The sequence below is a fragment of the Ruminococcus sp. SR1/5 genome (assembly GCF_000209835.1).
Classification (GTDB): domain Bacteria; phylum Bacillota; class Clostridia; order Lachnospirales; family Lachnospiraceae; genus Blautia_A; species Blautia_A fusiformis.
In genome coordinates this window covers 2,504,700-2,526,748 of record NC_021014.1, presented here as the reverse complement: position 1 = coordinate 2,526,748, position 22,049 = coordinate 2,504,700, and the positions used below count along the sequence as shown (strand labels likewise).

Sequence of the window (22,049 nt, the reverse complement as noted above, 5' to 3'; positions counted from 1 at the left end):
CATTATGCATCCCTCCCTCTGATACGTTTCGTATTTCTTGCCTGCACCAGATTCACACCAAACAGGATCAGGAATGATACTGCCAGTGTAACCAGTGCGATAGCTGTTGCGCTTTCATAGTCAAACTCCTGAAGCTTTGACATGATGATCAGCGGCGTGATCTCTGTATAATAAGGCTTGTTTCCTGCGATAAAAACAACGCTTCCGTATTCTCCCAGGCAACGTCCGAAGGCAAGTCCCGCCCCGGAAAGCATTGCCGGCAGAAGCTCAGGAAGAATAACTCTGCGAAAAACGGTGAATGGCTTTGCACCCATGACACGAGCCGCCTCCTCATAAGAACCGTCCAGCTTCTCCAGAACCGGCTGAATGGCCCTGACTACAAAAGGGATTCCCACAAAGATCAATGCCACCGTGATACCGATCTTGGTATATGCGATCTTAATACCGAAATTTGCAAAAAAGCTTCCCACCAGACCTTTATCGGATGTCAGGGATGTCAGTGAGATACCGGCAACTGCAGTCGGCAGTGCGAAAGGCAGCTCGATCATTCCATCCATGATCCTTTTTCCCGGAAAATCATATCTTACCAGCACCCACGCAAGGACCAGTCCCATAATAGCATTGATCACTGTGGCCGCAAATGCGGTAATAAAGCTTACATAGAATCCGGACAAAACCCTCGGCCGTGTGATCACCTCAATAAATTCCCGAAAACCCAGCCGCGCCGAGTATACTGTCAGAGACGCAAGAGGGATCAGAACTACGATACTCAGCATCGCCAAAGTCACTCCCATTGTCAGTCCAAAGCCTGGTATCACACGTTTACTCTGTTGTTTCTTCATTTCTGTCTCCCCGCTTTTCTATTCTAAGTTTCTGGTCTGTTACAAATTCCCGGTCTGTTGCAAATCTCTGACTCTTCTACAACTCTCTGGTCTGTTACAAAATCTCAGGCTCTTCTACTCTTCATAGATCTCATCAAACACTCCGCCGTCTGCGAAATGCTTTTTCTGAACTGCATCCCAGCCGCCGAAATCTTTGATTGTTGTCAGCTTCACCTTCAGATCAAAAGTATCTGCATGCTTTTTCAGGATCGTCTGATCAACCGGCCTATAGTAATTCTCCGCGATCAGCTCCTGAGCTTCATCGGAATACAGATATTTCAGATATGCTTTCGCAGCTTCTGCATTATCATGCTTTTTCACATTTTCATCTACAACAGCAACGGATGGCTGTGCCAGGATACTGATGCCCGGCGTTACGATCTCGTAATCATCCGGATTATCCCTTACAGAAAGAAACGCTTCATTTTCCCAGGCGATCAGCACATCACCCTGCCCGTTTTCCACGAAAGAGGTTGTGGCACCTCTTGCTCCGGAATCCAGAACCAGGACATTTTTGTAAAGCTTCTTGATAAAGGCTTTCATCTCTGTCTCGTTGCCGTTATATTTCTCATTGGCATAAGCCCAGGCTGCCATATAATTCCAGCGGGCACCACCGGAGGTTTTCGGATTGGGAGTGATCACCCCCACACCATCCTTTGTCAGATCATCCCAATCTTGGATATTCTTTGGATTTCCCTTCCGAACAAGAAATACAATGGTGGAAGTATAAGGAGCACTGTCATCCGGATATTCATCGATCCAGCCCTTGTCGATCAGACCGGCATTCCGGATCGCATCAATATCATATTCCAGAGCAAGTGTCGCCACATCTGCAGGAAGTCCGTTGGAAATCTCAAGGGCTTGCTTTCCGGAACCGCCATGAGACTGGATCACATCCACACTCTGACCTGTTTCCTCTTTCCAATATTTTGAAAAAATCTTATTATATGCTTCATAAAATTCTCTGGTCGGATCATAGGACACATTGATGATCTCCACATGATTTTTATCCTTTGTATTGTTTCCCGATACTGCAAAAGTTCCTGCCAGTACCACTGCTGCCAGTGTGATACAGACACCTGCGATGCGTTTTCTTTTCATAATCTGTGTACTCCTTTACAACCACATTTTTATTTGGAAATCTTTTTCCCACCAATGTAACTGCTTCATTTCGCTGTCAAATCATACCTGTTCTTTCCGTTTACTGTGGTTCTGTAATTTTTTGTTTGAATTGAATACATTAAACCATATTATTCCCATTAATTAAATAGGAATATCTGAAAACGTTTTCACGAAATACTCTGGTCATAGTGCATCCGCATCCTGTCTGTCACTATATCTGCGCATCCGCAACACTCAGATACAATAATCGCTCCACATACTGTCCTCCACACTGCTGCAGCTGTTCCGTATCATCAGTCTGCCTTCCAGCTCCATTCGCACAATACCGGAATGCCCGCCCTTCAGCCGGTCCAGCAGCAGGTATAATGCAAATTTTCCCATATCCTCCTTGGGCAAGCTCACCGTTGTCAGCATCGGTCTGGTAAACTGTGCCTCCTGTATATCATCGCTGGATATGATCGAAGGCATATAATACCGGTTCCGAAATTTATTCAGGCACTTCAGCATTCCGATTGCTGAAATATCATTGGCACAGTAGATTCCGGTTGGCATGTCGTCCGACTGGAAGAACTTTTCCATGGCCTCATAACCCTCGGCCTCAGTCTGCTTTGTTTCGATAACATACTCCGGTATCACATCCAGATCATGCTTCTTCAGTGTTTCCAGATACCCGTTATACCGGTCCTCGCTGTGACACTGGCCAATATAACCGATATTTTTATGCCCCAGGAAGATCAGATATTCCACTGCCGCTGCTGCGATCTTTTTCCCATCACAAAGGACCTCATCCACTTCATAATTGGTAGAATTCCGGTTCACCGATACCACACTCTTATACTTCTTATTCAGCTTCTTCAAAGCCTCTTTATTACATCTGCCGATGATGATCAGTCCGTCCCTTTTCCCTTCCACCTCGTCATACATTCCGTCGATCAGCCGGTCAAGATTCTCCCTTCGGCACTTCCGGTCATCGGAAAACACAGACATATACCATACTTTGGAAAGAATGCAGTTTTTATCATGAATCTCACTTTCGATCACCCGAAGGAGCTCCGCAAAAAACGGATCCGTTGTGGAAGAATCGGTTCTTGTCATCAGGATATTGATGTACCAGGTTTTCTCCTGCTTTGCGGAAACGCCTTTTTTCAGATTCCGGGCCGCCTCGTTGGGCACATAATTCATCTCGATAGCTGTTTTCCATATCTTGTCCCTGAGTCCGGAAACAGAACATTTATAATTGGGATTATTCAAAACTCTGGAAACCGTCGCCGGTGAAACCCCTGCCTTTTCTGCGATCTTCTTGATGGACATGTACCCGTCCCCTCCTTCTGAAAAAAGTCTGCCCGCTGCCAGTCCTGTAAGCTGCTCAACGTCATCTGTGTAACAGAACTTTTTATCATTCCTTATTTCATAGTAATTAAATATGTTTTATATGATAATAAGAGTTTTGAAAAAAGTCAATCTTATTTTGTGAAAACGTATTCTTTTTTTGCTGCATCTTCCAGTAGACCACCCGGATTCTGCGCCTTGCCCATCTCATTTAGCATTACATTACCAAGCAAGGCGCACTACAAAAAATACCTTACACAGAGTTACTGTGGAAGGTATTTTTTGCGATCATCACTTATTATTGTCCTTTAATTTTCTTTTGATATATTCTTCTATCAATTCCAATAATTGTTTACCCGTTTCTATCTGTTCTTCTGCTTCTTCTCTTGTTGCAATATAAAAATCATCATAATCGCTGGCATGTCTGATTTCTTCTGCTTCTACGATTTTTCGTCCAAGTTTTCTGGGAAAAATCTCTGTTTTAATATAATTCTTATTGAAATTTGCTAATGCATCTTTATGACGTTTATATGCATTTCCATCTAGTGCATGTATTGCTGAAATTGCATGATAAATACCATAATATGCCCGATTATTAGCACCTCGAAATTCTTTTGCATTCAAAAGAATTTCCGCAGCTTTAATATCACTTTGGGCAGTTTCAATCCGATAAAAAATAAGATCTTTCTGCGTTCCTTTTTCATCAGGCTGCATCAAATAATTTTACCCCCTCTTTCTTTACATTTGCATAAAATGGATAAACATCAACCCAATTCAGAAAATGTTTTTCACTTTTTGCAATTGGCTTAATATCAAGATCATGATCCATATTAAAATCAAAAGTTTCTCCTGCCAATTCATGACGATACTGCTTAATATCTATATCAGACAGATCAAGGAGAATCATAATATCGATATCAGAATCTTCTCTATAATCTCCTCTGGCATATGAGCCGTATAAAATAACACTTTTCAAATGTTTCCCATATATTTTCTGTAATATTTTTGTGTATTGTTCCAACAATGTCTTCATCGATACCGGCATAATCCCGCCCCCTTCTATCTGATAAAACATCTTTATTCGATAACCACTATTTCTTCCATTTAATTATACGCTTTTATATCATTATTCCGCAATGAAATTTTTTCGACATAATTCTCCAGACATACAAAAACAGACTGAGAACCTGATATATATTCTTATCAAGCTCCAGTCTGTTTTGCGTGCTCAAATATATAAGATATAACTATGAGCAAATAACAAATGCGGATTGCTAATATCCCTTGAATTATTTAACCGTTACCTTACAGGTCAGTTTTTTAGAACCACTCTGAACGGTGATAGTTGCAGTTCCTTTTCTGATGCCTTTTACAACTCCTTTGGATGTGACAGTTGCGATTTTTTTGTTGGATGATCTATAAGTGACCTTCTCATCAGTATTTCTTGGTGTTGCAACGGCTTTGATGGTGAAGGTTTTTCCTCTGTTCACGGTCTTTGTTTTTGGTACACCGGTGAGTTTTGTTGTTTTGACTTTTGGCATTACCTTGATGGTAACAACTGATTTTTTGCTTCCGGCTTTTACTGTAATCTTTGCAGTTCCTACCTGTTTTCCTGTGACAACACCTTTGGAATTTACAGTTGCGATGTTCTTGTTTGAAGTGCTGTATGTAACCTTATCCTGACTTGTGATCGGGTCAAGAACTGGTTTCAGAGTTACTGTTTTTCCTTTGTAGATGCGGGTGGATTTCAGGTTTGTGATGTAGCGGGTAGATACCTTGCCTTTCTGAACGGTTATCATTACAGCAACTGATACTCCACTTTTTAAATTAATATCCACATACGTTTTTCCGGATTTGTTTTTTGCAGTAAGTTTGAATGTACCATTTTTGCTGACATTGGACACTGTTACAAGATTCTTATTTCTTGCTGTTACACTCTTTACATAATCTCCTTTTGTAAAACCGGAAGCACGGACTGCAGTTGTGGACTGGCCATATTTCATGGTAGTCTGATCTACATTAACATGGACCGTATAAGTCAGAATTTCTCCAAATTCTATCTGTCCGCACCGCTTACAAGTTCTCTCATTCTGATAAGCCTCTGATGCATCTATCGGGTAGCTTTTTCCAATCTGGTATCCATGAGCACCTGTTGCAATCTCCCGCAATTTCCATTCTGACCATTCATGCCCCAGTATAGGAGTAATCAACTCATCATTCGGATCAGAAATCTCCTTTTTTGCCTCTTTGTCCAAAAAACACTTTCCGCATTTCATGCACTAATAGTATTCACGTCTGCCTGAGTTCCAGCAATTGGCAGCTAATCCCGGAACTAATTCCAGTTCATGGCCTGTTGCAGGATATACTACAGATTCTAATTCATTTCCATTGTATGTATCATCATAATTTTTCCGCAGGATTCACAATGCCAGTAACCTCTGTTTCCATCTTCCGTACAGGTTGCTTCTTTCCAGTCAACCCAGGTAAATTTATGTTCAAGCTTCTCGATTTTTGTCTCACCGGAAACTACAGTTCCTGCCTCATTGCCGAAATCTTTTCCGCATACATTGCAATGCCAGTATTCGATATTTCCCTCGTTTATACAAGTCGGCTCAACACTTACATAATGTGTTAACGGATCTGCAACATTATGGAAGGCAAAGCTTTCCCCTGCTGCATAGGTTTCGGCCGTGGAACCTTTATGGCCTATGATCACAAGTGTGCTGTTTTTCTCGGTATCTGAATTGTAGCCAATCGCACGTTTCTCGATTTTTACAGAATTTCCCGGAATGTAAACACTTCTGAGCGCCTGACAGCCTTTAAATGCATCGGTGTCAATCTTGGTTACATTTTCTGGGATGATGATGTCTGTAAGTTTTTCGCAGGATAAAAATGTACCATATGCAACGCTTGTCAGTTCTTTTGGTAAAGCGATTTTTTCAAGCCTGAAACAGCTATTAAATGCATATTCCCCAATTTCTGTGACACTATCTGGAAGTTCCAGACTCTTAATTCTACTACACCCCACAAATGCATACTCTCCAATTGTTTTCAGGTTCTTCGGAAATTTTATGCTTTCAAGATTGTCATTATCATCAAATGTACCGTCTTTGATTTCGGTAATGCTGTCCGGGAGTTCAATTGTTTTTAATTTATGATTATTTGCAAATGCATATTCCCCAATTTCTGTGACACTATCTGGAAGTTCTAGACTCTTAATGCTACTACACCCATCAAATGCAAATTTTCCAATTGTTTTCAGGTTCTTCGGAAATTTTATGCTTTCAAGATTGTTATCATCATTAAATGTATTGTCTTTGATTTCGGTAATACTGTCCGGGAGTTCAATTGTTTTTAAATTATGATTATCTGCAAATGCATATTCCCCAATTTCTGTTACGGATTCCGGAACTGTAATCGTACTGTATTGACTACCTGAAAACGCACTGTCTCCAATTGTTTTCAGACCATTCGGTAATTTGAACTCTATTACGCCAGTGTTGCTAAATGCGCCAGCTTCAATCGTTGTCACGCCAACTGGCAGATTAATTTCCGTCAGTCTTCCACAATCTGAAAAAGCATTTTTCCCTATTTCTGTTACGCTGTCTGGAATTACAACACTGTTCAGCCTTCCACACCTTGAAAACATAGAATCATTTATACGTTTAAATCCGGATAGAAGTTTAACACTTCTCAAATCTGAACAATCGGAAAATACTTCTGTTCCTATATCTGTCAAACTATCCGGAAGTGAAACTTCCTTTATTCCAGTGTTATGAAATGCTACATTTCCTACACTTACAAGACCATTAGGAAATGTAACGCTACCCAAAGCTGTGCAATTATAAAACGCTCCAGTTCCCACACTTGTTACACCTTCCGGAATTTCAATAACTGTCAGACCACTGCATTTATTAAAGGTATTCGCTTCCACACTTTTCAGATTTTTGGAAAGTGTTACATTGCTGAGCTTCTCACAATTTCCAAATGCGCTCTCTCCTAAAGTTGTCAGGCTATCCGGTAAAACAATATTGCTTAAGCTACTGCAATACTGAAATGCACTCTCCCCAATAGTCGTTACACTTTCTGGTAATACGATACTCTGTAGACCACTACATGAATAAAATGTAGAACTTTCTATCGTTGTTACTCCATCAGGAATATTTATACTAGTTAAACCACTACACCCTGAAAATGTGTAATTTTTCAAACTTGTTAAACTTTTGGGTAATGTAACGCTAGTTAAACTCCTACATCCTGAAAATGTGTAATTTCCTATACTTGTTAAACTTTCGGGTAATGTAACACTAGTTAAACTCCTACACCCTGAAAATGTGTAATTTCCTATACTTGTTAAACTTTTGGGTAATGTAACACTGGTTAAATTCTTACAATCTTCAAATATACCTCTCCATGTCCGATATTCAAGTGATGTAATCCCTTCTCTAACTTCTACGCTTCTAATCCTTTCATCATTCTTGAACTGCCCGGAAAATACCACATCACTACCCTCAATCACAAGCCGTCCATCCCCATACAGCGTATAAGTAGCGTCATTTCCACAGCTTCCACTGTCAACAACTTCCGAACTGTCACCTTCACCGGCAACTGCAGCTTCTCCATCCGAAAAACCATTCTCCGCTTCTGCTTCCTGCTCTACATTCTCAGAGCTATCTGCTTCTGTCTCTACATTCAGTTCCTCTGCACTGTCGTCAAACATCTCCAGATTACTGGCATCGTCAGCCTGCGCATTCTCATCGGATCCTTCACTTTCAGTTTCTTCCTCGCCTTCTGCGTCTGACGCTGCAGCGACAGTTTCCTCACTTTCATCCGCTCCTGCAGTTTCATTTTCCGCTGCATCTACTGCAATTTCCGCTGTTGTCTCTGTCGCTGTATCTCCGTTTTCTGTTCCTGCTACTTCTGTTTCATCTGCCTGAAATTCCTCAGCCGCATGTACAGACACTGTCTCCACCGGGGCCGACGCTGTTGTCAGGATCATAGCCACAGACAGCAGCCATGCAATGTTCTTTTTCTTCATAGATTTCCCCCATTTTCCAATTCACATTTATACTAAAATTATAAATTTCCCATCACATTTAATCAAGCTTTGTTTAGAATATTTTCGTCATATTTTGTCTGTTTACAGACATTTTTGAACATTTTTTACTGTAAAAAACCGGCAGCTGCACATGTGATAACTTTTGCACCTGCTTTATTACCAAAATGCCAAGAATACGACGCACAGTTATTCAAAATAAATATCTGTACTTTCTTCTCCTGTTCATAATAATCTCAAATACTCTTTCTTTATATTCCTGCGGATAATAACTTTCCATATCCAATATTTCTTTTACGTCTTTTTTAGTAAATTCCAGACTTATCTGCTGACCATACAATTCTTCCGCAATCTCGATTTGCTCATCAAAATCTTCACACAGAGTTTTTGATCGTGCCTCCTCCATCAGATTATTTATGTTTTCTTCCATCGGATAATCCATCTGTATATCTGATAGCAGTCCTGCACCGTTATCAAATATTGGACATAAATGATATTTTTCTTCTGCATCCATTAAGACTCCAATATTATGCATATGCCGATCTTCATTCATAAAAAATGTATCAATTGCCAGGATCTTACTCATATACTTTCCAAAATCGCTAATTCCCGTAATGCGTTCCGTCTGATCTACTATAAATTCCAGTCTTTCCGAATGTTCTGGAATCGTGAATAATTTTTTATAAAGACTTTCATTATAAAATCCATAAAAAAGTCTTTCTAATGTAATAAGTTGCCATCCCTCAGGCAAAAAATTTTCACTTTTACATCCCAGATATTTTCTTCTCTTATAACTAATCTCTTCTGTTTTATATAAAACATACTCTTCCTGTTTCAGTGAAGATTTTTCCAACAAACGTGAAACAACATATTCCACCAATCCCTCATATCCCATATAATCAGCTTTATACCATACATTGTTCCTGCACCATTTCAATTGGTTTCCTTTTGACGATTGTCTGTCATTTGTTTTGATATCCTGTTCAAAAAGCTGCACCATCTTTACCTCTCAATCCTGATCCAGAAATCATCCTCTGCCATTCTTCCTTCGGTCTTTTCTATGATCATAAACGGATCATAAAATGGCAGATTCAAATCTTCTAATACCAATTTTATTTTGTCTCGTTGTCTCGGGAAACAACGAGATTCCAGAAATTCCTCGTATTCTTCAAAGGTTGGTTTTTCATTTCGGCCAAATGCTTTTTTAATAAAATTGTTTGTATAATTATATATTTTTACTTTTCTGCCTCTCTCATCCACATCAATAATCGTACATATTTCACTCTTAAACATGTACCATAAGCGTATCGGATATTCTTTTTCCGGCACGCGGAGGTTTTCTTCTATCTGAGGATACTCGTTTAAAATATGAACTAATGTCGTAACCGGTCCTGTAATATCCCGATTTTCACTTTCCCATCTTTCTATTGTTTTCTGAGATACATTTACTAACTTTGCAAAATCTTTTTGTGTAAGCTTCAATTTCTTCCTTAAAATTCGTATATCTTCTGCCCGTATCGAATGTTTCACAGCATATCCTGTCATTTTAGATTCCCCCTTTTTTATTAATATACCCTTATTTTAAGGGTATAACAAGCTATTTTATTCCTTATTTTAAGGGTTTTCTATATTTATAAAAAACCCGGCAGCTGCACATGTGAAAACTCTCCATGTTTCATCTGCCGGGCTTCTGTTTTTATTTTCTTTTGTATTCTTTCACTGTTATGGCGATTTTACGTACGCCTGCTTCATCGTTACTTCACCGTTATCTTACAGTTCAGTTTTTTCGCTCCGCTCTGCACGGTGATCACGGCCGTCCCTTTTCGGATTCCCTTTACAACACCTTTGGAATTTACCGTAGCGATCCTGCGATCCGAGGAACGGAAAAGAATCTTTTCGTCGCTGTAATACGGCACGGTCACTGCCTGGATCGTATATGTTTTTCCACGAAGTATGGTTTTTGTTTTGGGCACGCCGGTCATCTTTGCGGTCCTTACTGCGGCAGTATTGTTCAAAAACGGAACCCATTTTTCTTTGCGTAAGTCTGAGCAGTAGAACCCTTTTTTCCGGCAATGACAAAAGTTTTATTTTTTCCACTATTGAAATTATAGCCGATCGCTTCTTTTTCTATCACTGTTTTACTGTTGAGGATCGTAATCTTTTTCATTGCCAGGCAATCATAAAAAGCATGGCTTCTGATCTTTTTCACACTGGCAGGTACTGTAATATTCCCCAGTTTTCGACAATTACTGAATACACCGTTCCCGATCTCTGTAAGCTTCTTCGGCAACGACACCTTTCTGAGATCTGGACAAAAAGAAAACGCACCTTCACCAATAACCGTAACACTGTCCGGAAAGCTTACTCCTGTCAAACCGCAATGCCGAAAGGCCGCTCTTTCTATCCTGGAAACGCCCTGTCCAAGCGTAACCTTTTTCAGCTTCATATCCGCCTCAAATAACGATTCCGGTAATATTTTCACACTTCCCGGAATGCTGACAGATTCCAGACTGTTACAGTAACTGAAAGCATATTCATCAATTTTTGTTACAGTTTTCGGTACATCCAGGCTCATAAGCTTACTCTGGTAAAAAGCATATGCACCAATGCTTTTCAGTCCATCAGGAAGCTTGATCCTGGTGATCGCAGTATCTCCAAATGCTCTTACTCCAATACTCCGCAGAGTTCCCGGCAACGAAATCCTCTTCATATTTCTGCAGTCTGAAAAGGTTCTGTCACCGATTCCCGTGATCCCAGATGCAACGGTTACTGTTTTTATCATTGCTGATCTGTATGAAAAATCATCGGTAACCTTAACCTCCCCTTTTCCCTGTATCTGCAGGTTTCCATTGGAGTACAACCGGTAAACAGCTTTGCTTCCACAGGAGCCCTTCGCAACAAGCTTTGCAGTGCTCTGCACACCTGCTGCCGATGCTTCCTGCGCATATTCAGCCGCATAACCAGTCTGTGCATGTACAGCCACAGAAGATACACAGGACCCTGTCAGGATCATTGCCGTTGATAACAGTATTGCGATTTTTTTCCCAAACATAAAAGCTCCCTCCCCGAGAATCGATCGGATATCCACGATCTTCTCCCATGTAGCAACAAAAGGACCGACATACATCCGGTCCTCATGTTCATTATTTAGAATCTGTTGGTTAATCCAACCACATACATATCTTCTTTATATTCCGGGATCTTCACAAGAAGTCCTTCTGCAGTATCTTCAGTTTCTACCTTCACTGCCGGATCAAATGGTCTCAGCGCTCCGTGATAGCCCTTGATCAGGAATTCATTGGCACCTTCCTTCAGATGATCTGCAAACACATTCAGATTTCCGTCTTTCTGTGTATAATGGAGCTCGATTCCACTCTCAAGCAGCTCAGATTCACGGTCACTGCAGCGTGTTCCGTAAATACCGTCATGGTTTACCTTCAGCCATGCACCCAGGATCTTCAGTCTTCTTACCTGCTCCTCCGGGATAGTTCCATCTGCCTTCGGGCCGATGTTCAGGAGAAGATTTCCGTTATTTGCCACTGTTCCGACAAGAAGTGAGATCAGATCCGGAACAGAGATCAGCTTGTCATCACCTTCGTTGGCATTATAACCGAAGGATAAGCCCATTCCACGGCACATCTCCCATTTCTCATTTCTGTTTACAGAACCGGCTTTATATTCCTTAGTAAGGAAATCGTGATAACGTCCGTTGAAACGGTCATTTACCACACCCTCCGGAACCTTATTGTAATAATGTGCAAAGAAATACGGCATCATCTCTTCACTCTGTGTCGGCCATCCGATATCATTCCAGAACACACTCGGTGCATAATCATCAACAAGCTCTTTCATCTGATTATAGGAATAATCTGCATATGCAAATGTCGGGCTGGCTGTTCCAAACAGATCATCATCCTCAAAAATAGGATCGTTTGCATACTGCCAGTCGATCAGTCCGGAATAATACAGGCCCATGCGGATTCCTGCGTCACGGACAGCTTCTGTCAGCTCACCGGTGATATTTCTCTTCGGTCCCATTTCTACGGAATTGAAATGTGTATATTTACTTGGGAACAGGCAGAATCCGTCATGATGCTTGGTTGTCAGAACAACATACTCCGCACCTGCTTCTTTGAAGATCTCTGCCCACTGCTTCGGATCCCAGTTTTCAGCTTTCCACATAGGAATAAAATCTTCGTATTTGAAATCTTTTCCGTATTTTTCTATATGATGCTTATATGTAGGGCCTTTTCCAATGTTCAGAGAATTGTAATACCATTCTGCATACGGATTATCCGCAAACCATTCCTTGGAATCAACCTCTCCCAGCTCCCATGTATGCGGTGCAAATGCCGGCACGGAATAAATTCCCCAATGGATAAAAATTCCAAATTTACAATCCTCATACCATTTTGGAACTGTGTGTGCATTTACAGAGTTCCAGTTTCCTGTGAATCTTACATCTCCCATAATTAAAATACCTTATCCTTTCTGTCCTTTCAAAAAGACATTATAATTTACTCGCTTCCCCCAACAGCTATTCTACTGTGATCTTCAATACCACCGGCATATCTCCCGCCTCAATACCCCCTCTTCCGCAGGAAATATCCAGTTCTTTATTTCTCGCAAATGCCGGATGCAGATCTGTTCCGAGGATCTCAATATCCCGGATCGTGGATTTCAAAAGCTTCCTATCATTGCCAAGAGCTTTGATATGGATCTCTCCATCCTCCGGCCAGTGCAGAACAGTCGCATAAATATGATTGCTCTTACTTGTAAAACGGATATCCTCAGAAGTAAAGTGCTTATCATAGGTATCCGTGAAATGTCCCTCCGGAACCACCGTCGGTCCCTCTCCGAATGTCTTCCAGTATCTGGTTCCGTATATCGCCTCTCCGTTTACCTTCAGCCATTTTCCCATTTCTCTCAGGATATGTGCATCCTCTTCCGGAATTGTTCCATCCGGCTTCGGTCCGATATTAAGAAGAAGTGCACCATTTTTGCTGACTACATCGATCAGATCCAGCACTACATCGGAAGGCTTCTTATAATCATTTCCAATGGTATAGCCCCAGGAGTTCTTAGCTACAGACGTATCATTCTGCCACAGATCCGGCGTGATATGGTCTAACTGACCTCTTTCCAGATCATTGACTGCGCTGCCATAAACATATGCGTCAAATTTGGCATCAATAGCTGTTTCTTTTCCCCACTGTGCAGAACGGTTGTAATAATATGCTGCAAATTTACGAAGATACGGTTTCCATGCATACTGCTGGATCCACCAGTCAAAATACACAATGGATGGCTGATATTTATCCACGATCTCGCAGGTGCGGACAAGCCAGTCCTGCATATGCTCCTCTGTCGGAGGATTGTCATAAATATCACTCATATCTCTGGTGATTCCTGCTGCCGGCCCATAAAGATCCGCATATTCCGGATCATTGACATCAGCCTCCGGGATCTGACGACCTCCGTTAAAGAACCAGTAATGCTCTGCTCTGTGAGAAGAAGCACCGAGAACCATTCCCTCTTTCTCAACCTCTGTCTTCAGCTCTCCGAGAATATCTCTTTTCGGTCCCATCTCAGCAGCGTTCCAGCGACAAAGGTCACTGGCATACATCTGAAATCCATCGTGATGCTCCGCTACCGGAACTACGAATTTCGCCCCCGCCTCTTTAAATAAGGCCGCCCATTCCTTCGGATCAAACTTCTCAGCCTTAAACTGAGGAATAAAATCCTTGTAACCGAATTTATCCAGAGTTCCGTATTTCTCTGTATGATGCAGGTTCTCCTTAGAGCCTTTCACATACATATTTCTGGGATACCATTCATTTCCGAAAGCCGGAACACTGTAAACACCCCAGTGGATAAAAATTCCGAATTTATCTCTTGCATACCACTTCGGCGTAGGATGCTCACAGAGAGAATCCCAGGTATCCGTGTATGGTCCCTGTGCGATCATCTCATCGATCAGAGAAAGGTATTCTTCTTTTTTCATCTGTTCGTCCTCTTTACATCTTTTATTTATATTGTATGGATGTCTCTATGTTATCATCAAACCTTTTGGTTGTATATGCCCAACAATTCACAAATAAAACGTTTCGTTTTTATACAAAACATACAACAAAAAAAGACCTTGATGATGTTTTTGTTCCAACTTCATCAAAGTCTTTTCTTTTTTACATAATATTCTCTTCGATCACCTTTTCGATCCGTCTCTTCACTTCTTCTGCGAGCTCTGTGGTATGCATATCTTTGTATTCCTCATAATACATCGGAGGAAGGATATGCACCTGTACGGTGATCCTCTCTGTAGAGCCGGTATCAAAAGCCTTAAAGGAATCGATCAGTGCAACCGGAACGATCGGGCATTTCGTCTTGGTGGCAGTCTTGAAGCTGCCGCCCTTGAACGGCCCCGGATGATTTCCGTTTTTACTTCTGGTTCCCTCCGGAAAGATCAGATAATTACGACCAGCCCTCACTTCCCGTATTACATTGACAATGACCTGCATGGACTGCTTCAGGTCTTCCCTGTCAATGATAAAGGCCTTCATACAGGCAAAAACCTGCTTCAGAAAAGGAATCTCTCCAACTTCCTTCTTGGCAACTACCGAAAAAGGAACCGGGCATGCCCGGATGATCGCCAGCACATCAAACAGTCCCTGGTGATTCGGAAAAAACATAAATCCCTTTTCTTTTGGGATATTTTCAGCTCCATGCACATCAATATGGATATTTCCGCCTTCAATGGCATGCTCATCTACCAGTCTCAGGAATGCGTATTTCTTCTCTTCCGGATAATCATCTGTATGCGCTGCATACCAGCAAAGCTTGATCCACCAGTAAGGAACAAAGACTATATTTCTGAGCACCATCAGCAAAATCCGCTTCATTCTTACATCCTCCCGCCTCTGCTTTATCCGTTCAGTTTCCCTGCGATCTTATCCTCGTATCCCGGATTCTTTTTCAGAAAAACCTCATAAGCCTTTGTATAATCTGTATAGGTTTTCGTAGTCATAAATTTCTGATAATCCTTAGCAGCCTGCTGGCTGATCTTATCTGAAATCTCAGAAGGCGCATACAGATAATACTTTTTGTCCTGGACCTTTACAAGATAGGTACTGATACATGGATATTCCTGCTCGTTCTCCAGAACAAGATTATAGCGGATATAAACATAAGAATAATTTTTGTTTTCAGAAATGGAGCCACAGCTGTCGATATTTACATCCTTTACTCCATGGGCCTGAAAATATTTTATCGTGGAGGAAATCTCTGTTTTCACCTCATCCGATAACTTATCCGCACTGTAACAGCTCTGCATCTTTTTATTCTTGCCTGCTGCTGCCGCTTTGATGTAGCCTTCCACAACCCCCTCCGGAGTTCTGTGGCTGATCTTTCCGCAGCCCCTGGCCGCCAGAACGATCACCAGCAGGATCAGAATGATCCCCGCCAGTGTCGCAATGTGGATAAAATTCAGTTTTTTATTAGAGTATTTCAGCTTCTTTACTGATTTTTTCTGCGTTTTTCTTTGTCGTCGTCATGACTTATCCTCGACCTTATTCCTCTTCACTGCCTGTGACAGCTTCCTCTGCAGAGCCTTCTTCGTTATCGCCGGTTTCTCCGTCAGCTTTTTCGGTAGTTGTATCTGCTTCCGGATCTTTATCTCTTACCTTGGCGATACTTGCAACGGTTACACCTTCTGTAAGATTGATCATCTTCACACCGGAGGTGATCCTTCCAAGAACAGAGATATCCGCACACTGCAGACGGATAATGATACCCTCTGTAGTGATCATCATGATCTCGTTCTCTTCGTTGACAGCCTTGGCGCCGACAACATTTCCGGTCTTCTCGGTGATCTTGTAGCACTTCACACCCTTACCGCCACGGTTCTGGACAACGAACTCACTCATGGCTGTACGTTTGCCCATTCCGTTCTCGGAAACTACAAGCAGATAATCTCCCTGAGTGTTCAACTGCATGGCAACAACTTCATCACCGTCAGTAAGATTCATACCTCTTACTCCCATGGACGCACGGCCTGTGCTGCGGACATCTGTTTCCTTAAAGCGGATACACTGTCCGTCCCTGGTCACAAGAATAATATCTTTGTTATTATCAGTAGCCTTAACCTCGATCAGCTCGTCATCATCACGGAGAACGATTGCTGTAAGACCTGTCTTACGGACATTCTCGTAATCCTTGATCGGAGTTTTCTTCACAAGGCCTTTCTTTGTGGCCATCATCAGATAATGACCCTCTTCATATTTACGAAGCGGGATCACAGCTGTGATCTTTTCTCCCGGTGCAAGCTGCAGAAGATTGATGATCGCAGTTCCTCTGGCTGTACGACCGGCCTCCGGGATCTCATATACCTTCAGTCTGTATACACGTCCTGTATTAGTAAAGAACATGAGATAATGGTGCGTTGTCGTCATCAGAAGCTCTTCGATATAGTCATCCTCAATCGTCTGCATACCCTTGATTCCTCTGCCGCCACGGTTCTGGCTGCGGAAGTTGTCAACGGTCATACGCTTGATATAACCAAGCTTTGTCATTGCGATCACTGTATTTTCTCTCGGGATCAGATCCTCTGTAGAGATATCATATACATCGTATCCGATGGAAGTCTTTCTGTCATCGCCGTATTTCTCTGCAATGGCAAGGATCTCCTCACGGATCACTCGGAGAAGGAGCTTGCGATCAGCAAGGATTGCCTGGAACTTGCGGATCTTCTCCATAAGCTCTGCATACTCAGCCTCCAGCTTCTCTCTTTCCAGACCTGTCAATGCACGGAGACGCATATCCACGATCGCCTGTGCCTGCACATCTGTCAGCTCAAAACGGTCGATCAGCTCCTGCTTGGCGATCTGTACGTTGCGGGAACCACGGATGATGCGGATCACTTCGTCAATATTATCAAGTGCCTTCAGAAGACCCTCCAAAATATGGGCTCTCTCCTGTGCTTTATTAAGATCATACTGTGTTCTTCTGCGAACTACATTCTCCTGATGCTCCAGATAGTACTCCAGCATCTCTTTCAGATTCAGAACCTTCGGTTCCATACTTCCATGATTTGGAACAAGAGAAAGCATGATCACACCAAAAGTATCCTGCAGCTGTGTATGCTTGTAAAGCAGATTCAGGATCACGTTGGCATTGGCATCCTTACGAAGATCAATACAGATTCGCATACCCTCACGGCTGGAATGGTCGTTCAGGTCTGTGATCCCGTCGATCTTTTTGTCACGGACAAGCTCTGCGATCTTCTCGATCAGACGTGCCTTGTTTACAAGGTACGGGAGCTCGGTAACTACGATACGGGATTTACCGTTTGGCAAAGTCTCGATATTCGTCACCGCACGGACACGGATCTTGCCACGTCCGGTACGGTAAGCTTCCTCGATCCCTCTCGTTCCGAGGATGGTCGCTCCTGTAGGGAAGTCCGGTCCCTTTACGATCTCAAGAAGCTCCTCCATAGTTGTTTCTCTGTCTTCTTCTACAATGTTATCAATGATCTTAACAACTGCATTGATAGTTTCACGAAGGTTATGCGGCGGAATATTGGTTGCCATACCTACCGCAATACCTGTAGTACCGTTTACCAAAAGGTTCGGAAAACGTGCCGGAAGCACAACCGGCTCACGCTCTGTTTCATCAAAGTTCGGCTGAAAATCAACCGTATCCTTGTTGATGTCAGCAAGCATCTCCATGGATATCTTGCTGAGACGTGCCTCTGTATATCGCATGGCAGCCGCACCGTCACCATCCACAGAACCAAAGTTTCCATGTCCGTCAACCAGCGGATATCTTGTGGACCATTCCTGAGCCATATTGACCAGCGCACCATAGATGGAGCTGTCACCGTGCGGATGATATTTACCCATGGTATCACCGACAATACGCGCACATTTTCTGTGTGGCTTGTCAGGACCATTATTCAGCTCGATCATAGAGTACAGAACTCGACGCTGTACCGGCTTCAGACCGTCTCTTACATCAGGCAAAGCTCGTGAGGCGATAACACTCATGGCATAGTCGATGTAAGATTCCTTCATCGTTTTTTCCAGATCCACTTCGTGGACTTTGTCAAAAATATTATCTTCCATTCTTCTTTATTCTCCTAGATATCAAGATTCTTAACGAATCTTGCATTTTCTTCGATAAATTCACGTCTTGGCTCTACCTTGTCTCCCATAAGAGTGGTAAATGTCAGATCGATCTCAGATGTGGCAGCTTCGTCCATGGTCACACGGAGAAGGATTCTCTTCTCAGGGTCCATAGTAGTCTCCCAGAGCTGCTCGGCATCCATCTCACCCAGACCTTTATAACGCTGGATCTTATTGTTTCCGTCACGTCCGATCTCGGTAAGGATATTGTTCAGCTCATCATCGTCATATGCATACCATACCTTTTTGTTCTTCTCCACTTTATAGAGAGGAGGCTGCGCCAGGTATACATATCCCTGCTTGATCAGCTCCGGCATGAAACGATACAGGAAGGTCAGAAGCAGTGTTGCGATATGCGCACCGTCAACATCGGCATCGGTCATAATGATGATCTTGTGATAACGAAGCTTGGAAATATCAAAATCCTCATGGATTCCGGTTCCGAAGGCAGTGATCATTGCCTTGATCTCTTTGTTTCCGTAAATCTTATCCAGACGTGCCTTCTCAACATTCAGGATCTTACCACGCAGCGGAAGGATTGCCTGTGTGGCACGGTTTCTCGCTGTCTTGGCAGAACCGCCCGCGGAATCTCCCTCTACGATATAGATCTCACAGTTCTCCGGATTCTTGTCAGAACAGTCTGCAAGCTTTCCAGGAAGTGACATACTGTCCAGTGCGGATTTTCTTCTTGTAAGGTCACGTGCCTTTCTGGCTGCCTCTCTGGCTCTCTGTGCAAGAACAGATTTCTCAACGGTAGCCTTGGCAACTGCAGGATTCTGCTCCAGGAAAATCTCCAGCTGTTTACTTACAACACTGTCTACCGCACCTCTTGCCTCACTGTTTCCAAGCTTCTGCTTGGTCTGACCCTCAAACTGCGGATTCTCGATCTTAACACTGACGATCGCAGTCAGGCCCTCACGGATATCATCACCGCTTAAGTTCGGCTCACTGTCCTTGAGAAGCTTGTTCTTACGTGCATAATCATTAAATGTATTGGTGATCGCATTACGGAAACCGGTAATGTGTGTACCGCCCTCCGGTGTATTGATATTGTTTACAAAGCCATAGGTGTTCTCTGTATAGGAATCATTATGCTGCAGCGCAACCTCTACAGACACGCCGTCCTTCTCACCCTCACAGTAAATGATCTCCGGGTAAAGAGCCTCCTTGCTTCTGTTCAGGTAGCTTACAAACTCACGGATACCACCCTCATAGTGGAATACCTTCTCGCGCTCCTGTCCCTCTCTCTTATCCTCCAGAACGATACGAAGACCCTTAGTCAGGAAAGCCATCTCACGAAGTCTCTGTTTCAGGATATCATAATCATAAACAGTCTCCTCAAAGATCTCCTTGTCCGGAAGAAAATAAACCTTCGTACCGGAAAGCCCCGGATCACAGTCACCTACCACCTTCAGCGGGTACATAGTTTTGCCACGCTCATATCTCTGTTTGTATTCCTTACCCTCTCGGTAGATGGTAACCTCCAGCCATTCGGAAAGTGCATTTACAACAGATGCACCAACACCGTGAAGACCACCGGAAACCTTATATCCTCCACCGCCGAACTTACCGCCTGCGTGAAGAATGGTAAATACAACCTCAACTGCCGGAATACCCGCCTTATGATTGATACCAACCGGAATACCACGACCATTATCTGTAACTGTAATGGAATTATCCGGATTGATATCTACATGGATCTCCGTACAAAAACCAGCCAGTGCTTCATCGACTGCGTTATCCACGATCTCATATACGAGATGATGAAGTCCACGGCTGGAGGTACTTCCGATATACATTCCAGGCCTCTTACGTACGGCTTCCAGTCCTTCCAGGATCTGGATCTGATCCGCGCCGTATTCTGTATTCTCTGCGCCCATGTCATTCCTCCTGTTCTTGTCGTCCGGACGTGTTTGAAAATTCATTTCTGCAGAACCATAGCAGCTTTAGAAATTATTACATCAAATCCTGAACAAGATAAACTGATCTTTTAATTTCAGGAAATACTGTATTTTCATTTTGCAGAAAGCAATTCTCAAACCCGCTCCGGAAGTGTCATTTATACCTGTAAAATAAATATTTTTTACATACGAATACAGAGTTTATTATAGCACAAAAAAGCCTGTATTTCCACGCAAAATCATAGGAAATACAGGCAAAAAAGTATCTTATTAAATGCAATCCCAAAACACAGCACAATATGGTCTATACTGTAAGCAAATCATTTCGCCAAAATCCGCACAGTACTTTTTATTACCACAAAAAAAAGCCACATACGTTCCCAAAAATCCTTGGTCACAGTATGCAGCTTATTCAATCATCCACGATCACGTTACCTACGATCCGTACCACAATTACACCTGATCATTCAGCAGAACCTTCTCCATCCAGAAGCGCCTTATAAATATCCCGCTTGGAAACACCACGATCCTTGGCAGCAAGCTTCATGGCATCCTTCCTGGAATTCCCCTGCTGCTCATACATCGCCACATGCTCCGCAATGGAAATCTCCTCCCAGGAAGCACGCTTCTCCGCCTCCATCTCACTGCGGCTCCTGCCCTCGATCACAAGAACACACTCACCCAGCGGCTTCTCATCTTTATAAAAATCCATCAGATCATCGATCGTAGTCCGGAATGCCGTCTCATGCTTCTTGGTCAGCTCTCTGCAAAGAGTCATCCGGCGGTTGCCAAGCGCCTCTCTGAGCTCACCAAGAGTCCGTACAAGCCTGTGAGGTGCCTCATACAGGATAATAGTCCTTGTTTCACAGGAAAGCTCCTCCAGGATCGTTTTTCGTTCTTTCTTATCCGCCGGAAGAAAAGCCTCGAAAGCAAAACGCCTGGTATGCAGGCCTGACAAAGTCAGAGCAGTGATGCAGGCAGCAGGACCCGGAAGTGAAGTCACTTCAATTCCGGCTTCATAGCACATGGCGGCAAGCTCCTCCCCGGGGTCTGAGATACCCGGAGTACCTGCATCTGTGATCAACGCAATGTTTGTACCTGCCAGCAGCTTTTCCACGAGGACATGGCCCTTATCGATCTTATTGTATTCGTGGTAGCTGGTCATGGGGGTTTTTATATCAAAATGATTCAGAAGTTTTATGCTGTTGCGGGTATCCTCCGCAGCGATTAAGTCCACTTCCCGAAGGGTTCTTAGTACTCGAAGGGTGATGTCTTCGAGGTTTCCTATGGGGGTGGCGCATAAGTATAGTTTTCCGTTTTGTTTCATATTTGCCTCTTTTCTCGCTTGACCGCGGGGAGTTGTTTTCCACTTGGCCGTGGGGGAGTTGTTTTGCTTAACCGCGGGGGATATTTCGCTTGACCGCGGGGGATATTTCGCTTAACCGCGGGGGTTTGTTTAAGTTTGGAAACTTTGAAAACCGCAAAGGGGCCGCAAAGCCGCGCCCCCTCTGCACACCCCTTGGGCTTTTTTTAAGTAGTGCAAGGGATTCGTTGTTCTTATTTGTTGACTTGTGTCTGTATG

General features: G+C 43.0%; 18 protein-coding genes. All 18 read right to left on the bottom strand.

Translation table 11 applies throughout. The annotated features are described in order from the left end of the window. Positions 1-2 precede the first annotated feature (2 nt). The 18 genes from cysT to rsmI all read right to left on the bottom strand — a co-directional run bounded on the left by cysT (position 3) and on the right by rsmI (position 21,794). The gene (gene cysT / locus CK1_RS12605) at positions 3-842 is read right to left on the bottom strand and encodes a sulfate ABC transporter permease subunit CysT (protein ID WP_015526595.1); all 840 of its coding nucleotides are present in this window, start codon (positions 840-842) and stop codon (positions 3-5) included. 114 nt (positions 843-956) lie between these two features. After that, positions 957-1,982, bottom strand: coding sequence for a sulfate ABC transporter substrate-binding protein (locus CK1_RS12600; protein ID WP_015526594.1), 1,026 nt, complete (start codon positions 1,980-1,982; stop codon positions 957-959). A 255-nt stretch (positions 1,983-2,237) separates the two neighbouring features. Continuing rightward, positions 2,238-3,314, bottom strand: a complete 1,077-nt coding sequence (locus CK1_RS12595) for a LacI family DNA-binding transcriptional regulator (protein WP_015526593.1) — start codon at positions 3,312-3,314, stop codon at positions 2,238-2,240. A gap of 309 nt (positions 3,315-3,623) precedes the next feature. Further along, on the bottom strand, positions 3,624-4,046 hold the full coding sequence (locus CK1_RS12590) for a HEPN domain-containing protein (RefSeq protein ID WP_015526592.1): 423 nt from the start codon (positions 4,044-4,046) through the stop codon (positions 3,624-3,626). Next, the gene (locus tag CK1_RS12585) at positions 4,036-4,377 is read right to left on the bottom strand and encodes a nucleotidyltransferase domain-containing protein (protein ID WP_015526591.1); all 342 of its coding nucleotides are present in this window, start codon (positions 4,375-4,377) and stop codon (positions 4,036-4,038) included. Before CK1_RS12585 ends, CK1_RS12590 begins: the two co-directional genes overlap by 11 nt. Before the next feature lie 244 nt (positions 4,378-4,621). Beyond that, positions 4,622-5,587, bottom strand: coding sequence for an Ig-like domain-containing protein (locus CK1_RS12580; RefSeq protein ID WP_306288910.1), 966 nt, complete (start codon positions 5,585-5,587; stop codon positions 4,622-4,624). A 119-nt stretch (positions 5,588-5,706) separates the two neighbouring features. Next, a complete protein-coding gene (locus CK1_RS12575) occupies positions 5,707-8,370 on the bottom strand; it encodes a leucine-rich repeat domain-containing protein (RefSeq protein ID WP_015526589.1) in 2,664 nt (887 codons plus the stop codon). A gap of 211 nt (positions 8,371-8,581) precedes the next feature. Beyond that, complete coding sequence (locus tag CK1_RS12570) at positions 8,582-9,388, bottom strand: HipA domain-containing protein (protein WP_015526588.1); 807 nt, start codon at positions 9,386-9,388, stop codon at positions 8,582-8,584. Between the two features lie 2 nt (positions 9,389-9,390). Then, on the bottom strand, positions 9,391-9,933 hold the full coding sequence (locus CK1_RS12565) for a helix-turn-helix domain-containing protein (RefSeq protein ID WP_015526587.1): 543 nt from the start codon (positions 9,931-9,933) through the stop codon (positions 9,391-9,393). 209 nt (positions 9,934-10,142) lie between these two features. Next, complete coding sequence (locus CK1_RS12560) at positions 10,143-10,361, bottom strand: Ig-like domain-containing protein (protein ID WP_306288909.1); 219 nt, start codon at positions 10,359-10,361, stop codon at positions 10,143-10,145. Positions 10,362-10,399: 38 nt separating this feature from the next. Then, positions 10,400-11,440: a leucine-rich repeat domain-containing protein gene (locus tag CK1_RS12555; protein ID WP_306288908.1), complete on the bottom strand. Its 1,041-nt coding sequence runs from the start codon at positions 11,438-11,440 to the stop codon at positions 10,400-10,402. 95 nt (positions 11,441-11,535) lie between these two features. After that, complete coding sequence (locus CK1_RS12550) at positions 11,536-12,858, bottom strand: alpha-L-fucosidase (RefSeq protein WP_015526585.1); 1,323 nt, start codon at positions 12,856-12,858, stop codon at positions 11,536-11,538. Between the two features lie 67 nt (positions 12,859-12,925). Further along, the gene (locus CK1_RS12545; protein ID WP_015526584.1) at positions 12,926-14,392 is read right to left on the bottom strand and encodes an alpha-L-fucosidase; all 1,467 of its coding nucleotides are present in this window, start codon (positions 14,390-14,392) and stop codon (positions 12,926-12,928) included. 181 nt (positions 14,393-14,573) lie between these two features. Continuing rightward, entirely contained in the window at positions 14,574-15,287 is a 714-nt protein-coding gene (locus tag CK1_RS12540; RefSeq protein WP_015526583.1) for a lysophospholipid acyltransferase family protein, read from the bottom strand. 23 nt (positions 15,288-15,310) lie between these two features. Further along, positions 15,311-15,823, bottom strand: a complete 513-nt coding sequence (locus CK1_RS12535) for a hypothetical protein (RefSeq protein WP_306288907.1) — start codon at positions 15,821-15,823, stop codon at positions 15,311-15,313. A gap of 130 nt (positions 15,824-15,953) precedes the next feature. Continuing rightward, positions 15,954-18,506 carry a DNA gyrase subunit A gene (gyrA, locus tag CK1_RS12530; protein WP_015526582.1) on the bottom strand — a complete coding sequence of 851 codons (2,553 nt, stop codon included), beginning with the start codon at positions 18,504-18,506 and terminating at the stop codon, positions 15,954-15,956. A gap of 14 nt (positions 18,507-18,520) precedes the next feature. Continuing rightward, complete coding sequence (gene gyrB / locus CK1_RS12525) at positions 18,521-20,446, bottom strand: DNA topoisomerase (ATP-hydrolyzing) subunit B (protein WP_015526581.1); 1,926 nt, start codon at positions 20,444-20,446, stop codon at positions 18,521-18,523. 484 nt (positions 20,447-20,930) lie between these two features. Continuing rightward, on the bottom strand, positions 20,931-21,794 hold the full coding sequence (rsmI, locus tag CK1_RS12520; RefSeq protein WP_044962018.1) for a 16S rRNA (cytidine(1402)-2'-O)-methyltransferase: 864 nt from the start codon (positions 21,792-21,794) through the stop codon (positions 20,931-20,933). Between the last annotated feature and the right edge of the window lie 255 nt (positions 21,795-22,049).

Bases quoted from the DNA above. Each gene is read 5' to 3' on its own strand.
- CK1_RS12555 (WP_306288908.1), bottom strand. From the start codon at position 11,440: ATGTTTGGGAAAAAAATCGCAATACTGTTATCAACGGCAATGATCCTG.
- rsmI (WP_044962018.1), bottom strand. From the start codon at position 21,794: ATGAAACAAAACGGAAAACTATACTTATGCGCCACCCCCATAGGAAAC.
- CK1_RS12600 (WP_015526594.1), bottom strand. From the start codon at position 1,982: ATGAAAAGAAAACGCATCGCAGGTGTCTGTATCACACTGGCAGCAGTG.
- CK1_RS12545 (WP_015526584.1), bottom strand. From the start codon at position 14,392: ATGAAAAAAGAAGAATACCTTTCTCTGATCGATGAGATGATCGCACAG.
- gyrA (WP_015526582.1), bottom strand. From the start codon at position 18,506: ATGGAAGATAATATTTTTGACAAAGTCCACGAAGTGGATCTGGAAAAA.
- CK1_RS12575 (WP_015526589.1), bottom strand. From the start codon at position 8,370: ATGAAGAAAAAGAACATTGCATGGCTGCTGTCTGTGGCTATGATCCTG.
- CK1_RS12595 (WP_015526593.1), bottom strand. From the start codon at position 3,314: ATGTCCATCAAGAAGATCGCAGAAAAGGCAGGGGTTTCACCGGCGACG.
- CK1_RS12590 (WP_015526592.1), bottom strand. From the start codon at position 4,046: ATGCAGCCTGATGAAAAAGGAACGCAGAAAGATCTTATTTTTTATCGG.
- cysT (WP_015526595.1), bottom strand. From the start codon at position 842: ATGAAGAAACAACAGAGTAAACGTGTGATACCAGGCTTTGGACTGACA.
- CK1_RS12565 (WP_015526587.1), bottom strand. From the start codon at position 9,933: ATGACAGGATATGCTGTGAAACATTCGATACGGGCAGAAGATATACGA.
- CK1_RS12585 (WP_015526591.1), bottom strand. From the start codon at position 4,377: ATGCCGGTATCGATGAAGACATTGTTGGAACAATACACAAAAATATTA.
- CK1_RS12570 (WP_015526588.1), bottom strand. From the start codon at position 9,388: ATGGTGCAGCTTTTTGAACAGGATATCAAAACAAATGACAGACAATCG.
- gyrB (WP_015526581.1), bottom strand. From the start codon at position 20,446: ATGGGCGCAGAGAATACAGAATACGGCGCGGATCAGATCCAGATCCTG.
- CK1_RS12550 (WP_015526585.1), bottom strand. From the start codon at position 12,858: ATGGGAGATGTAAGATTCACAGGAAACTGGAACTCTGTAAATGCACAC.
- CK1_RS12540 (WP_015526583.1), bottom strand. From the start codon at position 15,287: ATGAAGCGGATTTTGCTGATGGTGCTCAGAAATATAGTCTTTGTTCCT.